General features: G+C 72.0%; 18 protein-coding genes. 8 read left to right on the top strand and 10 right to left on the bottom strand.

Annotated features, from left to right (window positions below; all coding sequences use genetic code 11):
* Positions 1-56: 56 nt before the first annotated feature.
* The 4 genes from ABT263_RS09805 to ABT263_RS09790 all read right to left on the bottom strand — a co-directional run bounded on the left by ABT263_RS09805 (position 57) and on the right by ABT263_RS09790 (position 4,565).
* On the bottom strand, positions 57-1,451 hold the full coding sequence (locus ABT263_RS09805; protein WP_352289429.1) for a hypothetical protein: 1,395 nt from the start codon (positions 1,449-1,451) through the stop codon (positions 57-59).
* Positions 1,448-2,074: a DUF6114 domain-containing protein gene (locus ABT263_RS09800; protein ID WP_352289426.1), complete on the bottom strand. Its 627-nt coding sequence runs from the start codon at positions 2,072-2,074 to the stop codon at positions 1,448-1,450. The genes ABT263_RS09805 and ABT263_RS09800 overlap by 4 nt, the downstream gene beginning before the upstream one ends.
* Positions 2,075-2,205: 131 nt before the next feature.
* Positions 2,206-2,871, bottom strand: coding sequence for a DUF6230 family protein (locus tag ABT263_RS09795; protein ID WP_329489651.1), 666 nt, complete (start codon positions 2,869-2,871; stop codon positions 2,206-2,208).
* A gap of 698 nt (positions 2,872-3,569) precedes the next feature.
* Positions 3,570-4,565 carry a tetratricopeptide repeat protein gene (locus ABT263_RS09790; protein WP_352289423.1) on the bottom strand — a complete coding sequence of 332 codons (996 nt, stop codon included), beginning with the start codon at positions 4,563-4,565 and terminating at the stop codon, positions 3,570-3,572.
* Positions 4,566-4,932: 367 nt separating this feature from the next.
* On the opposite strand from ABT263_RS09790, the gene ABT263_RS09785 reads away from it, so the two are divergent.
* The gene (locus tag ABT263_RS09785) at positions 4,933-5,628 is read left to right on the top strand and encodes a TetR/AcrR family transcriptional regulator (protein ID WP_502885777.1); all 696 of its coding nucleotides are present in this window, start codon (positions 4,933-4,935) and stop codon (positions 5,626-5,628) included.
* A gap of 70 nt (positions 5,629-5,698) precedes the next feature.
* Here the strand turns inward: ABT263_RS09785 and icmA are convergent, their stop codons facing one another.
* The 3 genes from icmA to ABT263_RS09770 form a co-directional block, all read right to left on the bottom strand.
* Complete coding sequence (gene icmA, locus ABT263_RS09780; protein ID WP_329489648.1) at positions 5,699-7,384, bottom strand: coenzyme B12-dependent isobutyryl-CoA mutase large subunit; 1,686 nt, start codon at positions 7,382-7,384, stop codon at positions 5,699-5,701.
* A 254-nt stretch (positions 7,385-7,638) separates the two neighbouring features.
* Complete coding sequence (locus ABT263_RS09775; RefSeq protein WP_329489647.1) at positions 7,639-7,980, bottom strand: DUF3817 domain-containing protein; 342 nt, start codon at positions 7,978-7,980, stop codon at positions 7,639-7,641.
* A gap of 101 nt (positions 7,981-8,081) precedes the next feature.
* Positions 8,082-8,609 carry a MarR family winged helix-turn-helix transcriptional regulator gene (locus ABT263_RS09770; protein WP_329489646.1) on the bottom strand — a complete coding sequence of 176 codons (528 nt, stop codon included), beginning with the start codon at positions 8,607-8,609 and terminating at the stop codon, positions 8,082-8,084.
* A 499-nt stretch (positions 8,610-9,108) separates the two neighbouring features.
* On the opposite strand from ABT263_RS09770, the gene ABT263_RS09765 reads away from it, so the two are divergent.
* On the top strand, positions 9,109-10,749 hold the full coding sequence (locus ABT263_RS09765; protein ID WP_352289420.1) for a M4 family metallopeptidase: 1,641 nt from the start codon (positions 9,109-9,111) through the stop codon (positions 10,747-10,749).
* A gap of 442 nt (positions 10,750-11,191) precedes the next feature.
* Entirely contained in the window at positions 11,192-12,805 is a 1,614-nt protein-coding gene (locus ABT263_RS09760; RefSeq protein WP_352289417.1) for a M4 family metallopeptidase, read from the top strand.
* A 104-nt stretch (positions 12,806-12,909) separates the two neighbouring features.
* Here the strand turns inward: ABT263_RS09760 and ABT263_RS09755 are convergent, their stop codons facing one another.
* Positions 12,910-13,242: a DUF3817 domain-containing protein gene (locus tag ABT263_RS09755; RefSeq protein ID WP_352289415.1), complete on the bottom strand. Its 333-nt coding sequence runs from the start codon at positions 13,240-13,242 to the stop codon at positions 12,910-12,912.
* A gap of 242 nt (positions 13,243-13,484) precedes the next feature.
* On the opposite strand from ABT263_RS09755, the gene ABT263_RS09750 reads away from it, so the two are divergent.
* The 4 genes from ABT263_RS09750 (at position 13,485) to ABT263_RS09735 (ending at position 16,365) form a co-directional block, all read left to right on the top strand.
* Positions 13,485-14,123 carry an AIM24 family protein gene (locus ABT263_RS09750; RefSeq protein WP_329489642.1) on the top strand — a complete coding sequence of 213 codons (639 nt, stop codon included), beginning with the start codon at positions 13,485-13,487 and terminating at the stop codon, positions 14,121-14,123.
* On the top strand, positions 14,123-14,773 hold the full coding sequence (locus tag ABT263_RS09745) for an AIM24 family protein (protein WP_329489641.1): 651 nt from the start codon (positions 14,123-14,125) through the stop codon (positions 14,771-14,773). The genes ABT263_RS09750 and ABT263_RS09745 overlap by 1 nt, the downstream gene beginning before the upstream one ends.
* A 227-nt stretch (positions 14,774-15,000) precedes the next feature.
* Positions 15,001-15,810: an AIM24 family protein gene (locus ABT263_RS09740; RefSeq protein ID WP_329492249.1), complete on the top strand. Its 810-nt coding sequence runs from the start codon at positions 15,001-15,003 to the stop codon at positions 15,808-15,810.
* Between the two features lie 39 nt (positions 15,811-15,849).
* Positions 15,850-16,365 (top strand): MarR family winged helix-turn-helix transcriptional regulator, encoded by a 516-nt coding sequence (locus ABT263_RS09735; protein WP_329489640.1) that lies wholly within the window; start codon positions 15,850-15,852, stop codon positions 16,363-16,365.
* A 299-nt stretch (positions 16,366-16,664) separates the two neighbouring features.
* Here ABT263_RS09735 and meaB read toward each other — a convergent pair whose 3' ends face one another.
* Positions 16,665-17,621 (bottom strand): methylmalonyl Co-A mutase-associated GTPase MeaB, encoded by a 957-nt coding sequence (gene meaB, locus ABT263_RS09730; protein WP_352289412.1) that lies wholly within the window; start codon positions 17,619-17,621, stop codon positions 16,665-16,667.
* Between the two features lie 71 nt (positions 17,622-17,692).
* Positions 17,693-18,901, bottom strand: coding sequence for an acetyl-CoA C-acetyltransferase (locus tag ABT263_RS09725; protein ID WP_352289409.1), 1,209 nt, complete (start codon positions 18,899-18,901; stop codon positions 17,693-17,695).
* A gap of 245 nt (positions 18,902-19,146) precedes the next feature.
* Here ABT263_RS09725 and mce point away from each other — a divergent pair, with 245 nt between their 5' ends.
* A complete protein-coding gene (mce, locus tag ABT263_RS09720; RefSeq protein WP_329489637.1) occupies positions 19,147-19,590 on the top strand; it encodes a methylmalonyl-CoA epimerase in 444 nt (147 codons plus the stop codon).
* The last annotated feature ends 110 nt before the right edge of the window (positions 19,591-19,700 follow it).

Raw genomic sequence — 19,700 nt, 5'->3', positions numbered from 1 at the left:
CCGTGGGGCGGTCCCTCCTCGTCGGAGGGGCCGCCCCACGGGCGTTCTCGCCGCCGCTACTGGTTGCCGACGTACGGCTTGTCGTCGTTGTAGAGCTGCATGCCGGGGATCTTCAGCGTGCCGCCGAACTGGCCGGACTGGACCGCGGTGACACCGGTCATCTCCAGCCAGAGCGGCAGTTCGAGCTTGCCGATCAGGTCGTACAGCCACTGCGGCAGCGGCCCGTCCGGGGTCAGCGTGAGCTCGCCCAGGTCGATCGGGATCGGCAGGCCGAGCACCTTGGACAGGTGGCCGGAGAGCTTCTCCACGTACATGGTGACCGGGCCCTTGCGCATCGTGGAGACCGAGCCGGGGGCGCCCTTGACGTGGAAGGTCTTGCCGTTGCCCTCAAGGGTCGACATGTCGAGGTTCTCGATGTCCACGCTGTCGACCACGAACTTCAGCACCCGCTTGGTGCCGGTCGGCGTCTGGACCTTGACCACGCCCATCAGGACGGCGTGGTTGAGGGTCAGCCGGCTGGTCTGCAGGGTCCAGTTCTGGTCCGGGACGAGGATCGCGTTGTCCGTCTTCTCCCCGGCGGCCAGGCCCTTCATCGGGACCAGGCAGTTCGGGTCCTTGGTCGGCGTGCCCGAGGCGGACGGCGTGGCCGGGCCCGACGGCGTGGCCGACCCGGTGCCCTTCGCACCCGCGGACGGCTTGCCGCTCGCCTTGGCACCCGGCGTGCTCGCCTTGGCGCCCGGCGTGGTGGCCGCCGGGCTCGGCGTCCCCGACCCGGCGGCCGGGGGCGTCGTGGCGCCGGACGGCGCGGGCGCGGCGGGCGCCTGGGTGGCGGCGGCCGGGGCCACCGCGCGGTTGCCCGCGGCGGGCGCGGTCACCGGGGCCTGGGTCGGCGCCGGGGCGGCCGTGGTGGCGGAGGCGGACGGGCTCGCCGACGCGCTCGGGTGGATCAGGTTGGTGATCCCGCCGACGATGTCGTCGATCAGCCCGGCCTGGACGACGCCGCCGCCGGACCCGCCGGTGGTCGCCGACCGGACCGGGGCCGAGGCCGGCGAGGACGAGGGGGCCGGGGCGCCGGGCACCGTGGTGGGCGTGCTCGTCGGAGCACCGGTCGGCGCGCTGGTCGGCGCACCGGTCGGCGCGCCCGCCGGGGTGGTCGCCGGGCTCTCCGGGAGCGGCACCGACGGACCGGGCAGCGGCGGGGGCAGCTCGCTCTTGGGCACCGGGGTCTCCGCCACCACCGGCGGCGCGGTGTCCGGCGCGGTGGCGCAGGGCTTGCCCGCCGAGGTCTCGGCGATCGCGGCGTTCGGCGTGTAGGCGGCGGCCATCAGCAGCGCGGTCGGCACCGCGGCCATCGCCAGCGCGCGGCCTCTGAGCCGGACCCGGACGGGCGTGCGGGGCGCCGCGTGCCGCCCGGAGCGCTGCTCCGCCCGCGGCTCCTGGGACCCGCTCACCGTGCCTCCTTCTGGTCACCGGTGTGCTGCGACGGGACGCCGGCCCCGGCGGTACCGCCGTCGGCCGGGGCGGCCTGCGCGGGGACGGCCGGCAGCGGCGCGGTGGCGGGCTCCTCGGCGGCGAACTCCGCGGTGCCGGGCTCCTCGGACGCCGTCGACGGCAGGGTCCTGGCGCCGTCGGCGCCGGCGGCGACCGCCTCGGTCGTCGGCGCGGCCGGGTTCGGCGCCCAGGAGAGCATCAGCCCGCCGCCGATCAGACCGGGCAGCAGCGCCATGCCGAAACCGGAGAGGTTGGAGACCGGGATCGAGATCAGGGTCAGCAGCGTGGTGGCGATGCCGGCGAAGAACCGGACGGCCGGCTGGAACCAGGCGGTCAGGCCCAGCACGATCAGCAGGACCCCGATGATCAATGACCCGGCACCGGCCGTGGTCGCCATGGTGACGGTCATGCCGTTCAACGCCAGCTTGGCGTACGGGAAGTACATGATCGGGACGCCGGCGATCATGGCCAGCAAGCCGCCGTAGAACGGCCGGGACCGGCGGAAGTTACGGAACACCCGACGCACCCACTGGGCGGGGTTCTCGTGCTCGGCGGGCCGGAACTCGGCAAGGGCGCTGGACACGATGCAGCTCCTCGATGGTGTGAACGAGGCGAAAAACGGGAGGGGGAGGGCCCGGGACGGCGCACGCACCGCCCCCGACCCCCCGGGTACCGCGGTCGGCGGCGGGCCGGGGCCCGCCGCCGGTCAACGGCCTAGTAGCACTCGTGCCCGCCGTCGGTGTGCAGGTTGAGCTTCAGGCCCTGGAGCTTGAAGGTGCCGGCCGAGGTGGCCCAGGCGGTCTGCTGCACGTTGGACAGGTCGGCCTTGTCGGCGGCCTGGGCGAAGCCCGTGGCGCCGGAGGGCAGGCCGGTACCGAGCTTGGACTTCCAGCCCTGGGTGGCGGTGCCCTTCAGGGTGGACGCGTCCTGGCCGATGTTGATGTTGGTGAACTCGGCGTCCGCGTTCAGCTGCTCCAGGTCGATCAGCAGGTTCTTGGCAGTGACCTGCTTCGCCGGGTCGTCACTCTGGCCGGCCTCCAGGCGCAGGGTGATCTTCGGCAGCTTCCACGGCAGGCCGGGGATGACGTTGGGGTCGGTCACCACGGACTGGCAGAGGCTCTTGATGGTGGCCGAGTCGAACGCCGAGATGGCGACCGGGTGCGGCGTGCCGTTGGTCTCCGCGTCGATCGAGCCGAACTGCGCGAAGTTGGAGCCGTGCAGCTCGGCCGTGGTGACCTTGAAGCTCTGGCCGGAGACGCTGAACGAAGCCGCAAGCGCGTTGTTCGCCAGTGCGACGCCCACCGCGGCGGTGGCCGCGAGGCTGGGCACCATCACCAGGGCGAAGCGCTTCCAGCGGGTCTTGCCGTAGGTCTGGGACATGCGAGTCCTCCTTCTAGGACGTACATCTCCGGCTCCCCGGCGGTGCGTCGCGCACCGGTGGGGGCCTGGGATGGGAGAGAGCTACGTCCTCGGTAGCGGAGAGCGCCGTTGGCGTCGTCGGACGCGGGAGCGGCCGGCACACAGCGGCACTCCCGTCCCTTCACCGACCGCCCTTGCGGGGCGGCGGGCAGGACCGACGACATCGGCGATCACCCCCGAGCGACAACCAGCGACCGCGCGGGCCGCGCGGCCGGTTCGAAGGACAGGAACCGCCGTGGGACCGCGGATACCCCCCTGCCCTCCCACCGCCGGCCTCGGCCGGCGGCTCACCCGGTGGGGATCCCTGGCTCCGCCCACCGACCGGCTGTCGGGGGGCTGAACGCTGGGACCGGGCGTCGCCGATGCTGCTTGAATCCCGGGCGAAGCACAAGGGGTTCATTACTGACGGGTAATCCAACATCGGACGCCGGCGATCATGGAAATGGCCGCCCGCACACCCAGAGTGATGAATTGAAGGAACGGTGAGGACGAAATCCGCCGGAAACACCAGCGAAACACCCGTGGGCGGTCACCTGAAGTGACCGCCCACGGGTGTTGTCAAGATTTGGTAAACCTCTGGACCGATGACCGGATTGTCGCCAAATCGTCAGCGACACCGCAGGTCATCCGCCGTGCCAGAACCGGCCGTTGGACCGTCCTCAGAACAGCACGCGGGCCAGCGCGCCGCGCGCCGCCGTCACTCTCGGGTCGTCGGTGCCGATCACCTCGAAGAGCTCCAGCAGCCGGAGCCGTACGGTGTCCCGGTCCTCGCCGAAGGTCCGCCCGACGGTGGCCACCAGGCGCCCGAAGGCGTCCTCGACGTGACCGCCCACCAGGTCCAGGTCGGCCGCGTCCAGCTGGGCCGCGACGTCCTTCGGGTCGGCCGCGGCCGCCGCGCGGACGCCCGCCAGGTCCAGACCCTCCACCCGGCGCAGCAGCTCCGCCTGGGCCAGGCCGAGCCGGGCCTCGGTGTTGCCCGGCTCGTCGGCCAGCACGTTCCGGTACGCCTGGACGGCGCCGCCGAGGTCCCCCCGGTCCAGCGCCTCGTGCGCGGCCGCCAGGGCCGGATCCTCCGGCAGGTACGCCTCGGCCTCGCCCGACGCCTCGGCGGGTGCCCCGGCTCCGCCGACCACGCCGAAGCGCTGCTCGGCCACCAGGATCAGCTGGTCCAGCACCTTGCGGACGTTGGCCTCGCTCTCGGCGCCCTGGAACAGCGGCACCAGCTGGCCGGCCACCACGGCCATCACGGCCGGGACGCCCTGGATGCCGAACTGCTGGGTGAGCAGCTGGTTGGCCTCGACGTCGATCTTGGCGAGCACGATCCGGCCGGCGTACTCCTCGGCCAGCCGCTCCAGCATCGGGCTGAGCTGCTTGCACGGACCGCACCACTCGGCCCAGAAGTCGATGACCACCGGCACTTCGGTGGAGCGCTGGACGACCTCGGTCTCGAAGGTGTCCTCGGTGACATCGATGACGAGCGGGTACGCGGGCTGGGCCGGGGCGATCCCGGCCGCCTCGGCGGCCGCCGCCTGGCGGGCCCGCTCGGCCCTGGCCTGCTCGGCCTTCTGGGCGGCCTCGCCGGCTGCCTTCACTGCGGCGAGGTCGACCGCACCGCGCAGAGCGGAGCTGTTGAGACGCGAATTCCGTGGCTGCATGGCACTATCCTCCCCCGTCCGCGCCGCTGACGGGCACCAACCTCCGGAAAGTCGCACCGCGCGGGCTGCGCGGCGGCGATTCCCGAGGTGGACGGCCCGTCCCCCGGTAACCTGAACCGTTCGGCGCGGATCCCCATCCGCGCCCGCGCCGTCCCCGTCCCACGGGGTCACGGCGCCTGGTCGTCACTGCTTTCGCTACGAGTCGTAGCGTAACTGGACCGAGGCCCCCCGCCGCAACCCCATCCCCGCGTCCCGGGACGTGAGCTGCCCCACTTTCCCGCCCGCATCCGCTGACCCCGACGGGGAACAGTCGCTACCGTTACCTGCCCCACCCATGTTACTTACCAGTACATCGCAAGGAGGCCCGGTGCCGGCCCCCCAGCCCCCCGCGACCCCGGCGTGCCCGGCGGGCCGTGAAGACCCCCCGCAGGCCCCGGACGGCGCCGAGAGCGCCACCACCCGGGCCAAGGGCCGCCCGCGCAGCGCGGCCGCCGACACCGCCATCCTCGACGCCACCCGCGAGGCACTGGCCGAACTCGGCTGGGGCGGGCTGACCATGGGCCACGTGGCCACCCGCGCCAAGGTCGCCAAGACCACCCTGTACCGCCGCTGGCCCTCCAAGAACGAGCTGGTGGTGGACGCCGTCGCGAGCCTCTTCGACGAGCTGGTGATGCACGACCTCGGCAGCCTGCGGGCCGACATCGAGGCCGTGGTGGCCCAGTTCGCCGGTCTGCTGGTCCGCCCGGAGACGCAGGCCGCGCTGCTCGCGCTGTTCGCCGAGGGCACCCGGGACCGGCAGCTGCGGCGGCGGATCCGGGAGGCGATCGTGGACCCGCAGAAGCGCCTGGTCCGCCAGGGCCGGGCCGCCGCCCAGGCGCGCGGCGAACTCGCCCCGGACGGCGACCCGGCGGCGGCCGCCGAGGAAATCGACATCATCTTCGACATCATCGCCGGGACGGTCGAGCACCGGGTGCTGGTCAGCGGCGAGCCGATCACCGCCGAGTGGATCCGCCGCTTCACCGAGTTGCTGCTCGGACCGTTCCCGCGGCTCCTCGCCGGCTGAGCGGATGCCGAGAACCGCCCCGCGCGACTGCGCGGGGCGGTTCTCGGCATCCAGGGGGCTGCCCCGTTCGTCAGAAGGAGGCGGTCTCCCGGTAGATGCCCCACTCGTCGCGCAGCGCGTTGCAGATCTCGCCCAGGGTCGCCTCGGCCCGGACGGCGTCCAGCATCGGCGGGATCATCGACGCGCCCGAGCGGGCCGCCGCCAGCATCGCGTCCAGCCCGGCCCGCACCGCCGCCTCGTCCCGGCCGGCCTTGCGCGCGGCCAGCACGCGCACCTGCTCGCGCTCGACCTCGTGGCTGACCCGGAGGATCTCCAGCTCGGGGGTGACGCTGCGCGGGTGGCAGTTGACGCCGACGACCCGCTTCTCGCCCTTCTCGACGCCCTGCTGGTACTGGAAGGCCGCCTCGGCGATCTCGCCGGTGAAGAAGCCGTCCTCGATCCCGCGCAGGATGCCGGAGGTGATCGGGCCGATCTCGTGGTCCTCGCGGCCCTTGTCCAGGATCCGCTGGAAGATCGCCTCGGCCTGCTCCTCGATCCGGTCGGTGAGCGCCTCGACGTACCAGGAACCGCCCAGCGGGTCGGCCACGTTGGTGATGCCGGTCTCCTCCATCAGCACCTGCTGGGTGCGCAGGGCGATCTCGGCGGCCTGCTCCGAGGGCAGCGCCAGCGTCTCGTCCAGCGCGTTGGTGTGCAGCGAGTTGGTGCCGCCGAGCACCGCCGAGAGGGCCTCGACCGCGGTGCGGACCACGTTGTTGTACGGCTGCTGGGCGGTCAGCGAGACCCCGGCGGTCTGGGTGTGGAAGCGCAGCCACTGCGCCTTGTCCGTCCGGGCGCCGAAGCGGTCGCGCATCCAGCGGGCCCAGATCCGGCGCGCGGCGCGGAACTTGGCGATCTCCTCGAAGAAGTCGAGGTGCGCGTCGAAGAAGAAGGAGAGGCCGGGCGCGAAGACGTCCACGTCCAGGCCCCGGGAGAGGCCGAGTTCGACGTAGGCGAAGCCGTCCGCCAGCGTGTACGCCAGCTCCTGCGCGGCCGTCGAGCCGGCCTCGCGGATGTGGTAGCCGGAGACCGAGAGCGGCTTGTACGCCGGGATGCCCTCGGCGCAGTAGGCCATCAGGTCGCCGATCAGGCGCAGGTGCGGCTCGGGCGCGAAGAGCCACTCCTTCTGCGCGATGTACTCCTTGAAGATGTCCGTCTGCAGGGTGCCGTTGAGCACCGCCGGGTCGACGCCCTGGCGCTCGGCGGCGACCAGGTACATGCAGAAGACCGGGACGGCCGGGCCGCTGATGGTCATCGAGGTGGTGACGTCACCGAGCGGGATCCCCTTGAAGAGGACCTCCATGTCGGCGGCCGAGTCGATCGCCACGCCGCAGTGGCCGACCTCGCCGAGCGACTTGGGGTCGTCCGAGTCGTACCCCATCAGGGTGGGCATGTCGAAGGCGACCGAGAGGCCGCCGCCGCCCGAGTCCAGGATCATCCGGTAGCGCTCGTTGGTCTGCTCGGCGTTGCCGAAGCCGGCGAACTGGCGGATGGTCCACGTCCGCCCCCGGTAGCCGGTGGCGTGCAGCCCCCGGGTGTACGGGTACTCGCCGGGCCAGCCGATCCGCTCGAAGCCCTCGACCGGCTGGCCCGCGGGCGGGCCGTAGACCGGCTCGACCTCGTCACCGGAGAGGGTGGTGAAGTCCGCGTCCCGCTTGCGGGAGCTGTCGTACCGCTGCTGCCAGCGCTGCCGTCCGCGCTCGATCTCCTCGGCGTCCATGACCCCGAACTCCGCTCCGTACGGCCGCCACGGCACGTGGACGGCACAACTGTTAGGACGTCCTATCAATTTACTCGGACGTCCTAGTAATTGTCGATGGAGCCGGGGCCCGGCCGGGGGCGAACGCGCCGGAAAACGCCGAAAAGGGCCGGTTCGGGCACGAGAAGGGCCGGTTCGCGGCCCCGGAAAGCGAAGGGCGCCCCTCCCCGGTGCGGGGAGGGGCGCCCTCGAAGGCGCGGTGGACGGCGCGTGGCTCAGACGCCGGCGGCCTGCCGGGCGGCGCCGGCGGCGGGGAGCCGCTCGCCGGCCTCGCGGACCACCCGGCGCTCGGCGACGAAGGAGGCGAACGGGATGCAGCCGGCGGCCAGGGTGAGGAGCATCCGGCCCAGCGGCCACTTGAGCTTCTGGCCGAGCAGGAAGGTCACCACGAAGTACCCGACGTAGAGGTAGCCGTGCAGCATCGCGACGTAGGTGGTCAGGTCCTCGGCCGTGTCGAAGCCGTACTTCGCGACCATGAAGCCGCAGAACACGAGCAGGGCCACACCGGTCGCAATGGCCAGGGCCCGGTACCAGCCCAGCAGGGGGTTCGCCTTCATACTCTTCCTCGCCTCGCTCGCCGGAATGGGCCGGTACGCCCGGATCCGCGCACCGCTCCCCACGAGGGTAGCCGCCGCTTACGGGTGGGCCGTGCAGCGCCCTACTCCGCGGGCTCCGCGCCCGGCTCGGTGAAGTCCCCGGCGGCCACCCGCAGCGGCCTCAGCAGGTCGAACACCTGACGGCACTGGTCGGGGCCGTACTCCTCCAGGCCGAACTCCATCGCCATCAGCTCCCGGGTGGCCTCCTCCACGACCTCGCGGCCGCGGGCGGTGATCGCCGCGAGTACCCCGCGGCCGTCCAGCGGGTTGGGCCGGCGGCCGACCAGACCGGCCCGCTCCAGGCGGTCGACGGTGTTGGTCACGCTGGTCGGGTGGACCATCAGCCGCTCGCCGATCTTGGACAGCGAGAGCTCGCCGGTCCGGCTGAAGGTGAGCAGCACCAGCGCCTCGTACCGGGCGAACGTCAGCCCGTACGGCTTGAGCACGGCGTCCACCCGCGCGAGCAGGATCTGGTGGGCGCGCATGATCGAGGTGATCGCCGCCATCGAGGGGACTCCGCCCCAGCGGCGGGTCCAGAGCTCGTCGGCGCGGGCGATCGGGTCGAAGTCGAGTGCGAGGGGCTTGGCCACGCCCCTTACCGTACCGGCGGGCGGCCGGGGTGTTACCAGGCGTCCTGATGGTGGACAAGCGCGACACGTGGCGGGATCACGCCAGTGGGACGCACAGGTCCGTACCAGCACATTGCGGGGGTGTGAACCACCGCCAATCGCCCGCCGCCGGCCGCCCGTTGGCCGCCGATCCGGCGCTCGGCCCGTAGTCAGGCCTCGGTTCGGGCGGTAACCCGCTGCAAGGCGGGGTGGTTCGACCGGATTTGTCGCCCCGTTTACCTTCCGCCGGGCTGGCGAGACCTGGCCAATCGATGAACCAGACCTGTCATTTCACTTGTTGGATTGTCATGCTTTCGCCCAGCCCCGTTCGGCAGCCACCGCCCCACTCACCGGTGGCACCGCCGCTCGACCGCACGGAGCAGTAGCACGTCAGCGCCCGTCCCGCCCCTCAGGTGCCAACCCCGGCACCCCGGGACGCGGCGCAACCGCACATCCGCGGTTTCCCTGGAAGGACCTGTACGTGAAGCGAAAGCTCGCAGCCGGCGCCGTACTCTCCGCCACCGCCCTCCTCACCGGCGTCATCCAGGTGGGCACCACCGCCGCCCAGGCCGCCCCGACCCCCGCCGCGCAGGCGCAGGCCGCGCAGCAGCGCGAGGCGGCGATCGCCCTGGCGAGCGGTCAGACCGGCCCGCTGGCGCAGGCCCTGGCCCTGGGCGGCCAGGAGCAACTGGTCGCCAAGGACGCCGTGGTGGACGCCGACGGCACCCGCCACCTCCGCTTCGAGCGCACCTTCGCCGGCCTGCCCGTCCTCGGCGGCGACCTGGTGGTCCACGAGGCCGCGAACGGCGCGGTCGAGGCCGTGGACAAGGCCGTCGCCGCGACCATCGACCTGCCGAGCCTCACCCCGCGGATCCCGGCCGACAAGGCCGCCGCGCAGGCCTCCGGCGCGGTCCAGTCGACCGTCGGCATCGCCGCCGACAAGGACGAGTCGCCGCTGCGGGAGGTGCGCCAGGCCGGCGCCGCCAAGCTCGTGGTCTGGGCCGCCGACGGCAACCCGCGACTCGCGTACCAGACGGTCGTCCAGGGCCTGCGCGCCGACTCCACCCCGAGCAGCCAGCTGCTGGTCACCGACGCGGCCACCGGCGAGGTGCTCTCCACCCACGAGCAGGTGCAGACCGCGACCGGCACCGGCAAGGGCGTCTTCGTCGGCAGCGTCCCGCTGACCACCACCCAGAGCGGCTCGACCTACCAGCTCAAGGACGCCTCCCGCGGCAACCAGTCCACCAGCGACCTCAAGGGCCGCACCTCCGGCTCGGGCACGCTGTACACCGACGCGGACAACGCCTGGGGCACCGGCCTCGCCTCCAACACCCAGTCGGCGGCGGTGGACGCGCAGTTCGGCGCGGCGGCCACCTGGGACTTCTACAAGAACGCGTTCGGCCGCAACGGCATCAAGAACAACGGCGTCGGCGCCACCAGCCGGGTCCACTACGGCAAGAACTACGTCAACGCGTTCTGGGACGACTCCTGCTTCTGCATGACGTACGGCGACGGTGACGCCAACACCCACCCGCTGACCGAGATCGACGTGGCCGGCCACGAGATGACGCACGGCGTCACCTCCGCCACCGCGGGCCTCAACTACTCGGGCGAGTCCGGCGGCCTCAACGAGGCCACCTCGGACATCTTCGGCACCATGGTCGAGTTCTCCGCCAACCTCGCGACCGACAAGCCGGACTACCTGATCGGCGAGGAGATCGACATCAACGGCGACGGGACGCCGCTGCGCTACATGGACAAGCCCTCCAAGGACGGCGGCTCGGCCGACTCCTGGTCCTCCGGCGTGGGCAACCTGGACGTCCACTACTCCTCGGGCGTGGCCAACCACTTCTTCTACCTGCTGGCCGAGGGCAGCGGCGCCAAGACCATCAACGGCGTCAGCTACAACAGCCCCACCTCCAACGGCTCCACCGTCACCGGCATCGGCCGGGACAAGGCCGCCGCGATCTGGTACCGCGCGCTGACCGTCTACTTCACCTCCACCACCAACTACAAGGCCGCCCGCACCGCGACCCTGAAGGCGGCCGGTGACCTCTACGGCACCACCAGCACCCAGTACGCGGCGGTGGCCGCGGCCTGGAGCGGCGTCAACGTCAGCTGACGTCCGCTCGACAGCGCCCGGGGCCTCACTGGGAGGGGAGGCCCCGGGCGTTCGCGCGTCCGCGCCGGGCCGGGGAGGGCCGGAGCGGCGCCCGGCCCGGCGCCGTAGCAAGGGCCGCGGCGGGCGACAAGGGCGGCCGCTGGCGGGATCCCGCCAGCGGGACGAAGCACCCCGAACCGGTCACCCGGCACACCGGAACCACCCGTACCCGACGACTGGCGAGACCTGGCCAATCGCCGGCGGCGCCCTGTCCTTTCACGACCTGCGCTTGTCATGCTTCTGACCAAAGCCCCGTTCGACGGCTGTCGCCCCACCCACCGACCGGCCGTCGGAACCGCACGGGAGCAGCACGTCAGCGCCCTACCGCCCCACGGCGCCAACCCCGGCGCCCCGGTACGCGGCGTGACCGCGCACACGCGGTTTCGTGGAAGGAACCCCGTACGTGAAGCGAAAGCTGACAGCCGGAGCCGTACTCTCCGCCACCGCCCTGCTCGCCGGCGCGATCCAGGTCGCCGCCGCCCCCGCCCAGGCCGCCGCGCCCTCGGTGGTGCAGCAGCACGACGCGCTGATCTCGCTGGCCGGCAGCGAGGCCGCGCCGGTGGCGCAGGCGCTCGCCCTCGGCGGCCAGGAGCGGCTGGTCGCCAAGGACGCCGTGGTGGACGCCAACGGCACCCGCCACCTGCGCTACGAGCGGACCCTGGGCGGCCTGCCGGTCCTCGGCGGCGACCTGGTGGTGCACCAGAAGGCCAACGGCGCGATCACCTCGGTGGACCGGGCGTTCGGCGGGCAGCTCTCGCTGCCGAGCCTCACCCCGGCGCTCTCCGCCGACAAGGCCGGCGCCCAGGCGCTCGGCGCCGTCCGGGCCACCGTCGGCATCGCCGCGGACAAGGACGAGTCGGCGATCAGCCGGGTCGACGGCGCGGGCACGGCCACCCTGGTGGTCTGGGCCGCCGACGGCAACCCGCGACTGGCGTACCAGACCGTCGTCAAGGGCGAGCGGGCCGACGGCACGCCGAGCAGCCAGCGGCTGGTCACCGACGCGGCCACCGGCGAGGTGCTCTCCACGCACGAGGAGTTCCAGACCGCGAACGGCAGCGGCAAGGGCGTCTTCGTCGGCAGCGTCCCGCTGACCACCACCCAGAGCGGCTCGACCTACCAGCTCAAGGACGCCTCCCGCGGCAACCAGTGGACGGGCAACGCCGCCAGCGGGAACGCGCTCTACACCGACGCGGACAACGTCTGGGGCAACGGGCTCGCCTCCAACACCCAGTCCGCCGCGGTGGACGCCCAGTACGGCGCCGGCGCGACCTGGGACTACTACAAGAACACCTTCGGCCGCAGCGGCATCAAGAACAACGGCGTCGGCGCCAGCAGCCGGGTGCACTACGGCTCCAACTACGTCAACGCGTTCTGGAACGACTCCTGCTTCTGCATGACGTACGGCGACGGCTCGGGCAACACCCACCCGCTGACCGCCATCGACGTGGCCGGCCACGAGATGACCCACGGCGTCACCTCCGCCACCGCCGGGCTGGTCTACTCCGGCGAGTCCGGCGGCCTCAACGAGGCCACCTCGGACATCTTCGGCACCATGGTCGAGTGGTACGCCAACCTGCCCTCGGACGTGCCGGACTACCTGATCGGCGAGCGGCTCAACCTGAACGGCAACGGCACCCCGCTGCGCTACATGGACAAGCCCTCGAAGGACGGCGCGTCCAAGGACTCCTGGTACTCCGGGGTCGGCAACGTGGACGTCCACTACTCCTCCGGCGTGGCCAACCACTTCTTCTACCTGCTGGCCGAGGGCAGCGGCGCCAAGACCATCAACGGCGTCAGCTACAACAGCCCCACCTCCAACGGCTCCACCGTCACCGGCATCGGCCGGGACAAGGCCGCCGCGATCTGGTACCGCGCGCTGACCGTCTACTTCACCTCCACCACCAACTACAAGGCCGCCCGCACCGCGACCCTGAAGGCGGCCGGTGACCTCTACGGCACCACCAGCACCCAGTACGCGGCGGTGGCCGCGGCCTGGAGCGCGGTGAACGTCAACTAGTCACCACCGGAACCACACCTGGAAACGGCGACAGGCTGCCGGGGCCCACTGGGAGAGGAGGCCCCGGCAGCCTGTCGGCCTGCCCGCGGTCGTTCGGGCGGCGATCAGGCGGTGGCGGGCTCGCGGGCGGGTGCGAGCTCGCCGCGCTCCTCCTTGGCGAGGGTCCGCTCGGCGAAGAAGCCGCCGGTGGGCAGCACCGAGAGGACGAACAGCAGGATGCCGCGCTTGGCGTCCCACTTCTGCGCCTGCCAGGCCATGATCCAGAACACCACGTACAGGACGAACAGGATCCCGTGGACCATGCCCATCACCGGCACCGCGTCGAAGCTGGTGGTGCGCTTGAGCACCGAGCAGACCAGCAGCAGGAGGAACGAGAGGCCCTCGGGGCCGGAGACCAGACGCAGGCGGTGGACGGCACTGCTGTTCACGATGGGCACCTCAGTCAGGAGTCGAAGATCGCTTGTGAACCGGCTCACAAGCATCCCCGCCATTATCACCGAGCACATGTCCGACCCCGCTCCCGGGGTGCGGCGCCGGCGGGCCCGGGGTCCGGCGGCGGACACGCAGGGGATACGGAGCCGGTACAGCCGGTGTCCGACGGGCCGGTTTTGTCGCAGACAGGTACCAGAACGACCCCGCCCCCTCCCCCCGAGCTGCCGGATCCCGCTACATTGCGGCGGTGGCACAGTTTCGACTCCAAGGGTCCAAGACGCTCGCCGTCGACATGACGGGCGATGGCGTGAAAGCCAGAAACGGCTCGATGGTCGCGTACACCGGCCAGATGAACTTCAAGAAGCTCAGCGGCGGCGGTGACGGGCTGCGCGGCGTCGTGACCCGACGGCTGACCGGTGAGCAGATGACGGTCATGGAGGTGAAGGGGCAGGGCACCTGCTACTTCGCCGACCGAGCCACCGAAATCAACCTGGTCCGGCTGAACGGCGAGACGCTCTACGTCGAGTCGGACAACCTCCTCTGCACCGAGGGCACGCTGAAGACCGGCACCAGCTTCACCGGGCTCAACGGCATCTCCTCCGGGAACGGCCTGTTCACCACCAAGGTGGAGGGCCACGGCTGGGCCGCCCTCACCTCCAAGGGGCCGGCGATCATCCTGCGGGTCTCCCAGGGCATGCCGCTGCGGGTGGACCCGGGGGCGTACGTCGCGCACACCGGCAACCTCAGCCGCAGCCTCAAGTCGGGCGCCGGCTGGTCGACCTTCATCGGCGAGGGCGGCGGCGAGGCGGTCCAGGTGGAGTTCTCCGGCGAGGGCCTGGTCTACGTTCAGCCGTCCGAGAAGATCACCATCGGGGGCGACGTCTGATGCCGTTCACCAGGATCAACAACAAGATGATCGAGGCCCGGGTCGTCCCCGGGCAGCGGATGTTCAGCCAGCGCGGCGCGATGCTCGCGTACACCGGCGAGGTCCGGTTCACGCCGAACCTCACCGGCGGCCAGGGCGGCGTCATGTCGATGATCGGCCGCCGGGTGGCCAACGAGGACACCCCGCTGATGACCGTCGAGGGCCAGGGCACCGTGATGTTCGGCCACGGCGGCCACCACGTGCACGTGATCGACCTGGCCGGCGACACCCTGTACGTCGAGGCGGACCGGCTGCTGGCCTTCGAGGGCTCGCTGCAGCAGTCCACGATGTTCATGGGGTCGCAGGGCGGCGTGATGGGCATGGTCCGCGGCCAGGTGACCGGGCAGGGCCTGTTCACCACCAAGCTGGACGGCCACGGCGCGGTGGCGGTGATGGCGCACGGCGGCGTCTTCGAACTGCCGATCACCCCGCACCAGCCGGTCCACGTCGACCCCCAGGCCTACGTCGCGCACCGCGGCCAGGTCCAGAACAAGCTGTCCACCGCGCTGGGGTGGCGCGACATGATCGGACGCGGCTCCGGCGAGGCCTTCCAGCTGGAGCTGTCCGGGAACGGCACGGTGTTCGTGCAGGCGAGCGAGGAGAAGCTCTGATGTCCTACCCGCCGCAGCCCCCCTACGGGCAGCCGCACGACCCGTACGGCCAGCCGTCGCCGTACAACCAGCCCACCCAGCCCGGCTACCCGGCCGCCCCGCCGCCGCCCGGCTACGGCCCGCCGCCCGGGCAGGGCTACCCGCAGCAGGGCTACCCGCCGCCTCCGCAGCAGCAGGGTTACCCGCAGCAGTACGCCCAGGAGCAGTACGGCGGCGCCCAGGCCCCGCTGCCGAAGGCACCGGACGGCTCCGGCCCGGTGGTGCACGACGTGCACAGCCTGCCGGCGAACGACAACGTCAACCCGTACGCCTTCTCGGTCGACCTGAACGGGTCGTACTTCCTGCAGAAGGGCAAGATGATCGCCTACTACGGCGACATCTCCTTCAAGGGCGTCGGCGCCGGGGCGATCGACCGGATGCTCGGCCAGCACTTCAACTCGCCGATGCACGCGGCGGACTGGGTGGTCGCCGAGGGCCGGGGCAAGCTGCTGCTGGCCGACCGCGCCTTCGACCTCAACTCCTACGACCTGGAGGAGGGGAACCTGACCGTCCGCTCGGGCAACCTCCTGGCGTACGAGCCCACGCTGCGCCTCAAGCAGTCGATCATCCCCGGGTTCCTCACGCTGATCGGCAGCGGCAAGTTCGTGGCCGCGTCCAACGGGCCGGTGCACTTCGTCGAGCCGCCGATCCGGGTGGACCCGCAGGCGCTGGTCGGCTGGGCGGACTGCCCGGCGCCGTGCCACCACTACGACCACGACTACATGCACGGGGTGATCGGCGGGATCCGCCGGCTGACCGGCCTGGGCGGGGCGTCCGGCGAGGAGCACCAGTTCGAGTTCATCGGCGCCGGTCAGGTGCTGCTGCAGTCGACCGAGGTGCTGATGGCCGACCGCAACGTCGGCCAGGTGCACGCCGAGGCGGGCGTGCCGATGGGCGGGGTGCCGTCGCAGCCCGCGGCCGCGGGCCACGGCGGGGGCAACCTCAACGTGCCCGGACTCGGTAACCTGGGCGACCTCGGGCGGCGCTTCGGTCTGTAAAGTCGTACAAGATTGAACTAAATGCGGTATGCTCGCACCATGGATACGCGCACGATCGACGCCGCCGACGTCCCCCCCTCGCAGCCGGAGGAGGGGACTCCGTGGCTCAGCGCCCGGGAGCAGCGGCTGTGGCGCGCCCACCTGGAGGTCTCCAAGCTGCTGGACTACCAGCTCAGCCGCGAACTCCAGCCGCACAACCTCGCGATCAACGACTACGAGATCCTGGTCGTGCTCTCCGAGGCACCCGAGCGGCGGATGCGGATGACCGACCTGGCCACCGCGACCCTGCAGTCCAAGAGCCGGCTCTCGCACCAGATCACGCGGATGGAGACGGCCGGGCTGGTCCTGCGGCAGGAGTGTCCGGGTGACCGGCGCGGCCTCTACGCCCACCTCACCGAGCAGGGCTGGGAGACCATGCAGAAGGTCGCCCCGGACCACGTGCGCAGCGTCCGGACGCACTTCATCGACCGCTTCAGCCCCGAGCAGCTGGACGCGATGTACCAGGCCCTGGCCCCGGTCGCCGAACACCTGCGGGACCTCCGCGGCCGGGCGTAACTTCGCCCGCTCGCTGTACTTTCGCCCGCTCGCCTCCGGGGCGCTTCGACCCGGCGCCGACACTCGTCGCTCCAACGCCCTCGTACCTCGGTCGTCCTCGCTCCTCCCTTTCGGCACCGGCGCGCCCCTTCGGCTCGGGGCGGGTCGGGTGGGTGGCAGGACTACGGAAGGCCGGCACCGGCGCGCCCCTTCGGCTCGGGGCGGGTCGGGTGGGTGGCAGGGCGGGTTCGGAACGGGCCGGTTGTGCCGGGGCCCGGTCGGCCGTCGGGTGCGGCGGGTGACCGGGCCCCTCGTCGTGTTCAGCCCTGGGTGAGTCCGGCGACCAGCTCGTCGGCGGCGCCGTAGGGGTCCAGCTCGCCGGCCACCACCCGCTCGGCCAGGGTGGCCAGGTGGCGGTCGCCGTGCAGGTCGCCGATCCGGGAGCGCAGCGCGGCCAGCGCGATCGCCTCGATCTCGTCACCGGCCCGGCGGCGGCGGCGCACGGCCAGCTCGCCGTGCTCCTCCAGCCAGGCGCGGTGCTTCTCCAGCGCCTCGACCACCTCGTCGACGCCCTCGCCGCGGGCCGCAACGGTCTTCACGATCGGGGGCCGCCAGTCCCCCGGCTCGCGGGTCTCGCCGAGGCCGAGCATGTGGTTCAGCTCCCGGGCGGTCGCGTCGGCGCCGTCCCGGTCGGCCTTGTTCACCACGAAGACGTCGCCGATCTCCAGGATCCCGGCCTTGGCGGCCTGGATCCCGTCGCCCATCCCGGGGGCGAGCAGCACCACGGTGGTGTCCGCCTGGGCGGCGATCTCCACCTCGGACTGGCCGACGCCGACGGTCTCCACCAGGATCACGTCGCAGCCGGCCCCGTCCAGCACCCGCAGCGCCTGCGGGGCCGACCAGGAGAGGCCGCCGAGGTGGCCGCGGGTGGCCATCGAGCGGATGAACACCTCGGGGTCGGTGGCGTGGTCCTGCATCCGGACCCGGTCGCCGAGCAGCGCGCCGCCGGAGAACGGCGAGGACGGGTCCACCGCCAGCACCCCGACCCTCTTGCCGAGCCGCCGGTAGGCGGTGACCAGGGCGGAGGTCGAGGTGGACTTGCCCACGCCGGGCGAGCCGGTCAGCCCGACGGTGTAGGCCCGGCCGGTGTAGGGGGCCAGCGCCGCCATCGCCTCGCGCAGCTGCGGGGCGGCGTTCTCGACCAGCGAGATCAGCCGGGCCACCGCACGCGGCCGGCCCGCGCGGGCCTGCTCGACCAGGGTCGCGACATCGATCATCAGGAGCTCCTAGCGCCGAAGGGCCGCGGACCGCTGGTGGCGGTCCGCAGCCCCTGAGGTAAGTCGGATGATCAGGCCTTCGCGGCCTGCTCCTTCGGGACGCGGACGATCAGCGCGTCGCCCTGGCCGCCGCCGCCGCAGAGCGCGGCCGCGCCGACGCCGCCGCCGCGCCGCTGGAGCTCCAGCGCCAGGTGCAGCACCACGCGGGCACCGGACATGCCGATCGGGTGGCCGAGCGCGATCGCGCCGCCGTTGACGTTGACGATGTCGGAGGAGACGCCCAGGTCCTTGGTCGACTGGTGGGCGACGGCCGCGAACGCCTCGTTGATCTCGATCAGGTCGAGGTCGCCGACCTCCAGGCCCTCCTTGGCCAGCGCGTGCTTGATCGCGTTGGACGGCTGCGACTGCAGCGAGTTGTCCGGGCCCGCGACGTTGCCGTGCGCGCCGATCTCGGCGATCCAGCTCAGGCCCAGCTCCTCGGCCTTGGCCTTGCTCATCACGACCACCGCGGCGGCGCCGTCGGAGATCTGCGAGGAGGTGCCGGCGGTGATCGTGCCGTCCTTGGTGAAGGCCGGGCGCAGCTTGGCCAGGCCCTCGACGGTGGTGTCCGCCCGGATGCCCTCGTCCTGGCTGAAGACCACCGGCTCGCCCCTGCGCTGCGGGATCTCCACCGGGGCGATCTCGGCCTCGAAGACGCCGTTCTGCTGGGCCTTGGCCGCCCGCTGGTGGGACGCGGCGGCGATCTCGTCCTGGACGTCGCGCGGGATGCCCAGGCGGGTGTTGTGCTTCTCGGTGGACTCGCCCATCGGGATGTTCTCGTAGGCGTCCGTGAGGCCGTCGTGCGCCATCGCGTCCAGCAGCTCGATCGCGCCGTACTTGTAGCCCTCGCGGGACTTCGGCAGCAGGTGCGGGGCGTTGGTCATGGACTCCTGGCCGCCGGCCACCACGATGTCGAACTCGCCGGCCCGGATCAGCTGGTCGGCCAGCGCGATGGCGTCCAGGCCGGAGAGGCAGACCTTGTTGATGGTGAGCGCCGGGACGTTCATCGGGATGCCCGCCTTGACGGCGGCCTGGCGGGCCGGGATCTGGCCGGCGCCGGCCTGCAGCACCTGGCCCATGATCACGTACTGGACCTGGTCCCCCGCGACGCCGGCCCGCTCCAGGGCGGCCTTGATCGCGACGGCCCCGAGGTCGGCGCCGGAGAAGCCCTTGAGCGAACCGAGCAGGCGACCCATCGGGGTCCGCGCACCGGCAACGATCACAGAGGTGGTGTTGGTCATGGGACGAGCCCCTTCGCACGTCGTGGCCAGGTGAGGATTCCGCTCAATGTACTGACCTGCTACCCGTCCGTCACCGGACCGACGGTGTGATCGAGCGCACTGGCACGATCCAGTCAACACCGTGTCAACCCGGTCCGGGTGAACCCCGCCCGTGTGAGCAGGCTCGCACCCGGATCGCTGGCGCACCCCGCCCGCATGCGCTGCACTGTTGCCGTCCCGTAGCCCGCCCAGACCCGGAGGCCACCGTGCTCACCCGCATCGACCACATCGGCATCGCCTGCCGAGACCTCGACAAGACGGTCGAGTTCTACCGCGCCACCTACGGCTTCGAGGTGTTCCACAGCGAGGTCAACGAGGAGCAGGGGGTGCGCGAGGCCATGCTCAAGATCAACGACACCGGTGACGGCGGCGCCTCCTACCTGCAGCTGCTGGAGCCCACCCGGCCCGACTCCGCCGTCGGCAAGTGGATGGAGAAGAACGGCGAGGGCGTCCACCACATCGCGTTCGGCACCGCCGACGTGGACGGCGACTCCGAGTCCATCCGCGCCAAGGGCATCCGGGTCCTCTACGAGCAGCCCCGGATCGGCTCGATGGGCTCCCGGATCACCTTCCTGCACCCCAAGGACTGCGGCGGTGTGCTGACCGAGCTGGTCACCGCCGCCGAGCCCGGCGAGCACGACGAGCACTGACCCGCACCCGGGTGCCGTCGGGCTCCGACGGCACCCGCCGGGGGTCCGCCCAGGGCCTGCCGAGGGGCCCGCGGCCCTCATGACCCGTCAGTAATGTCGCCCGATGCCCG

The organism is Kitasatospora sp. NPDC001603 (assembly GCF_040298365.1).
Classification (GTDB): Bacteria; Actinomycetota; Actinomycetes; order Streptomycetales; family Streptomycetaceae; genus Kitasatospora.
The sequence above is the reverse complement of the archived record's forward strand: the minus strand, read 5'-3'. Positions and strand labels throughout refer to the sequence as shown.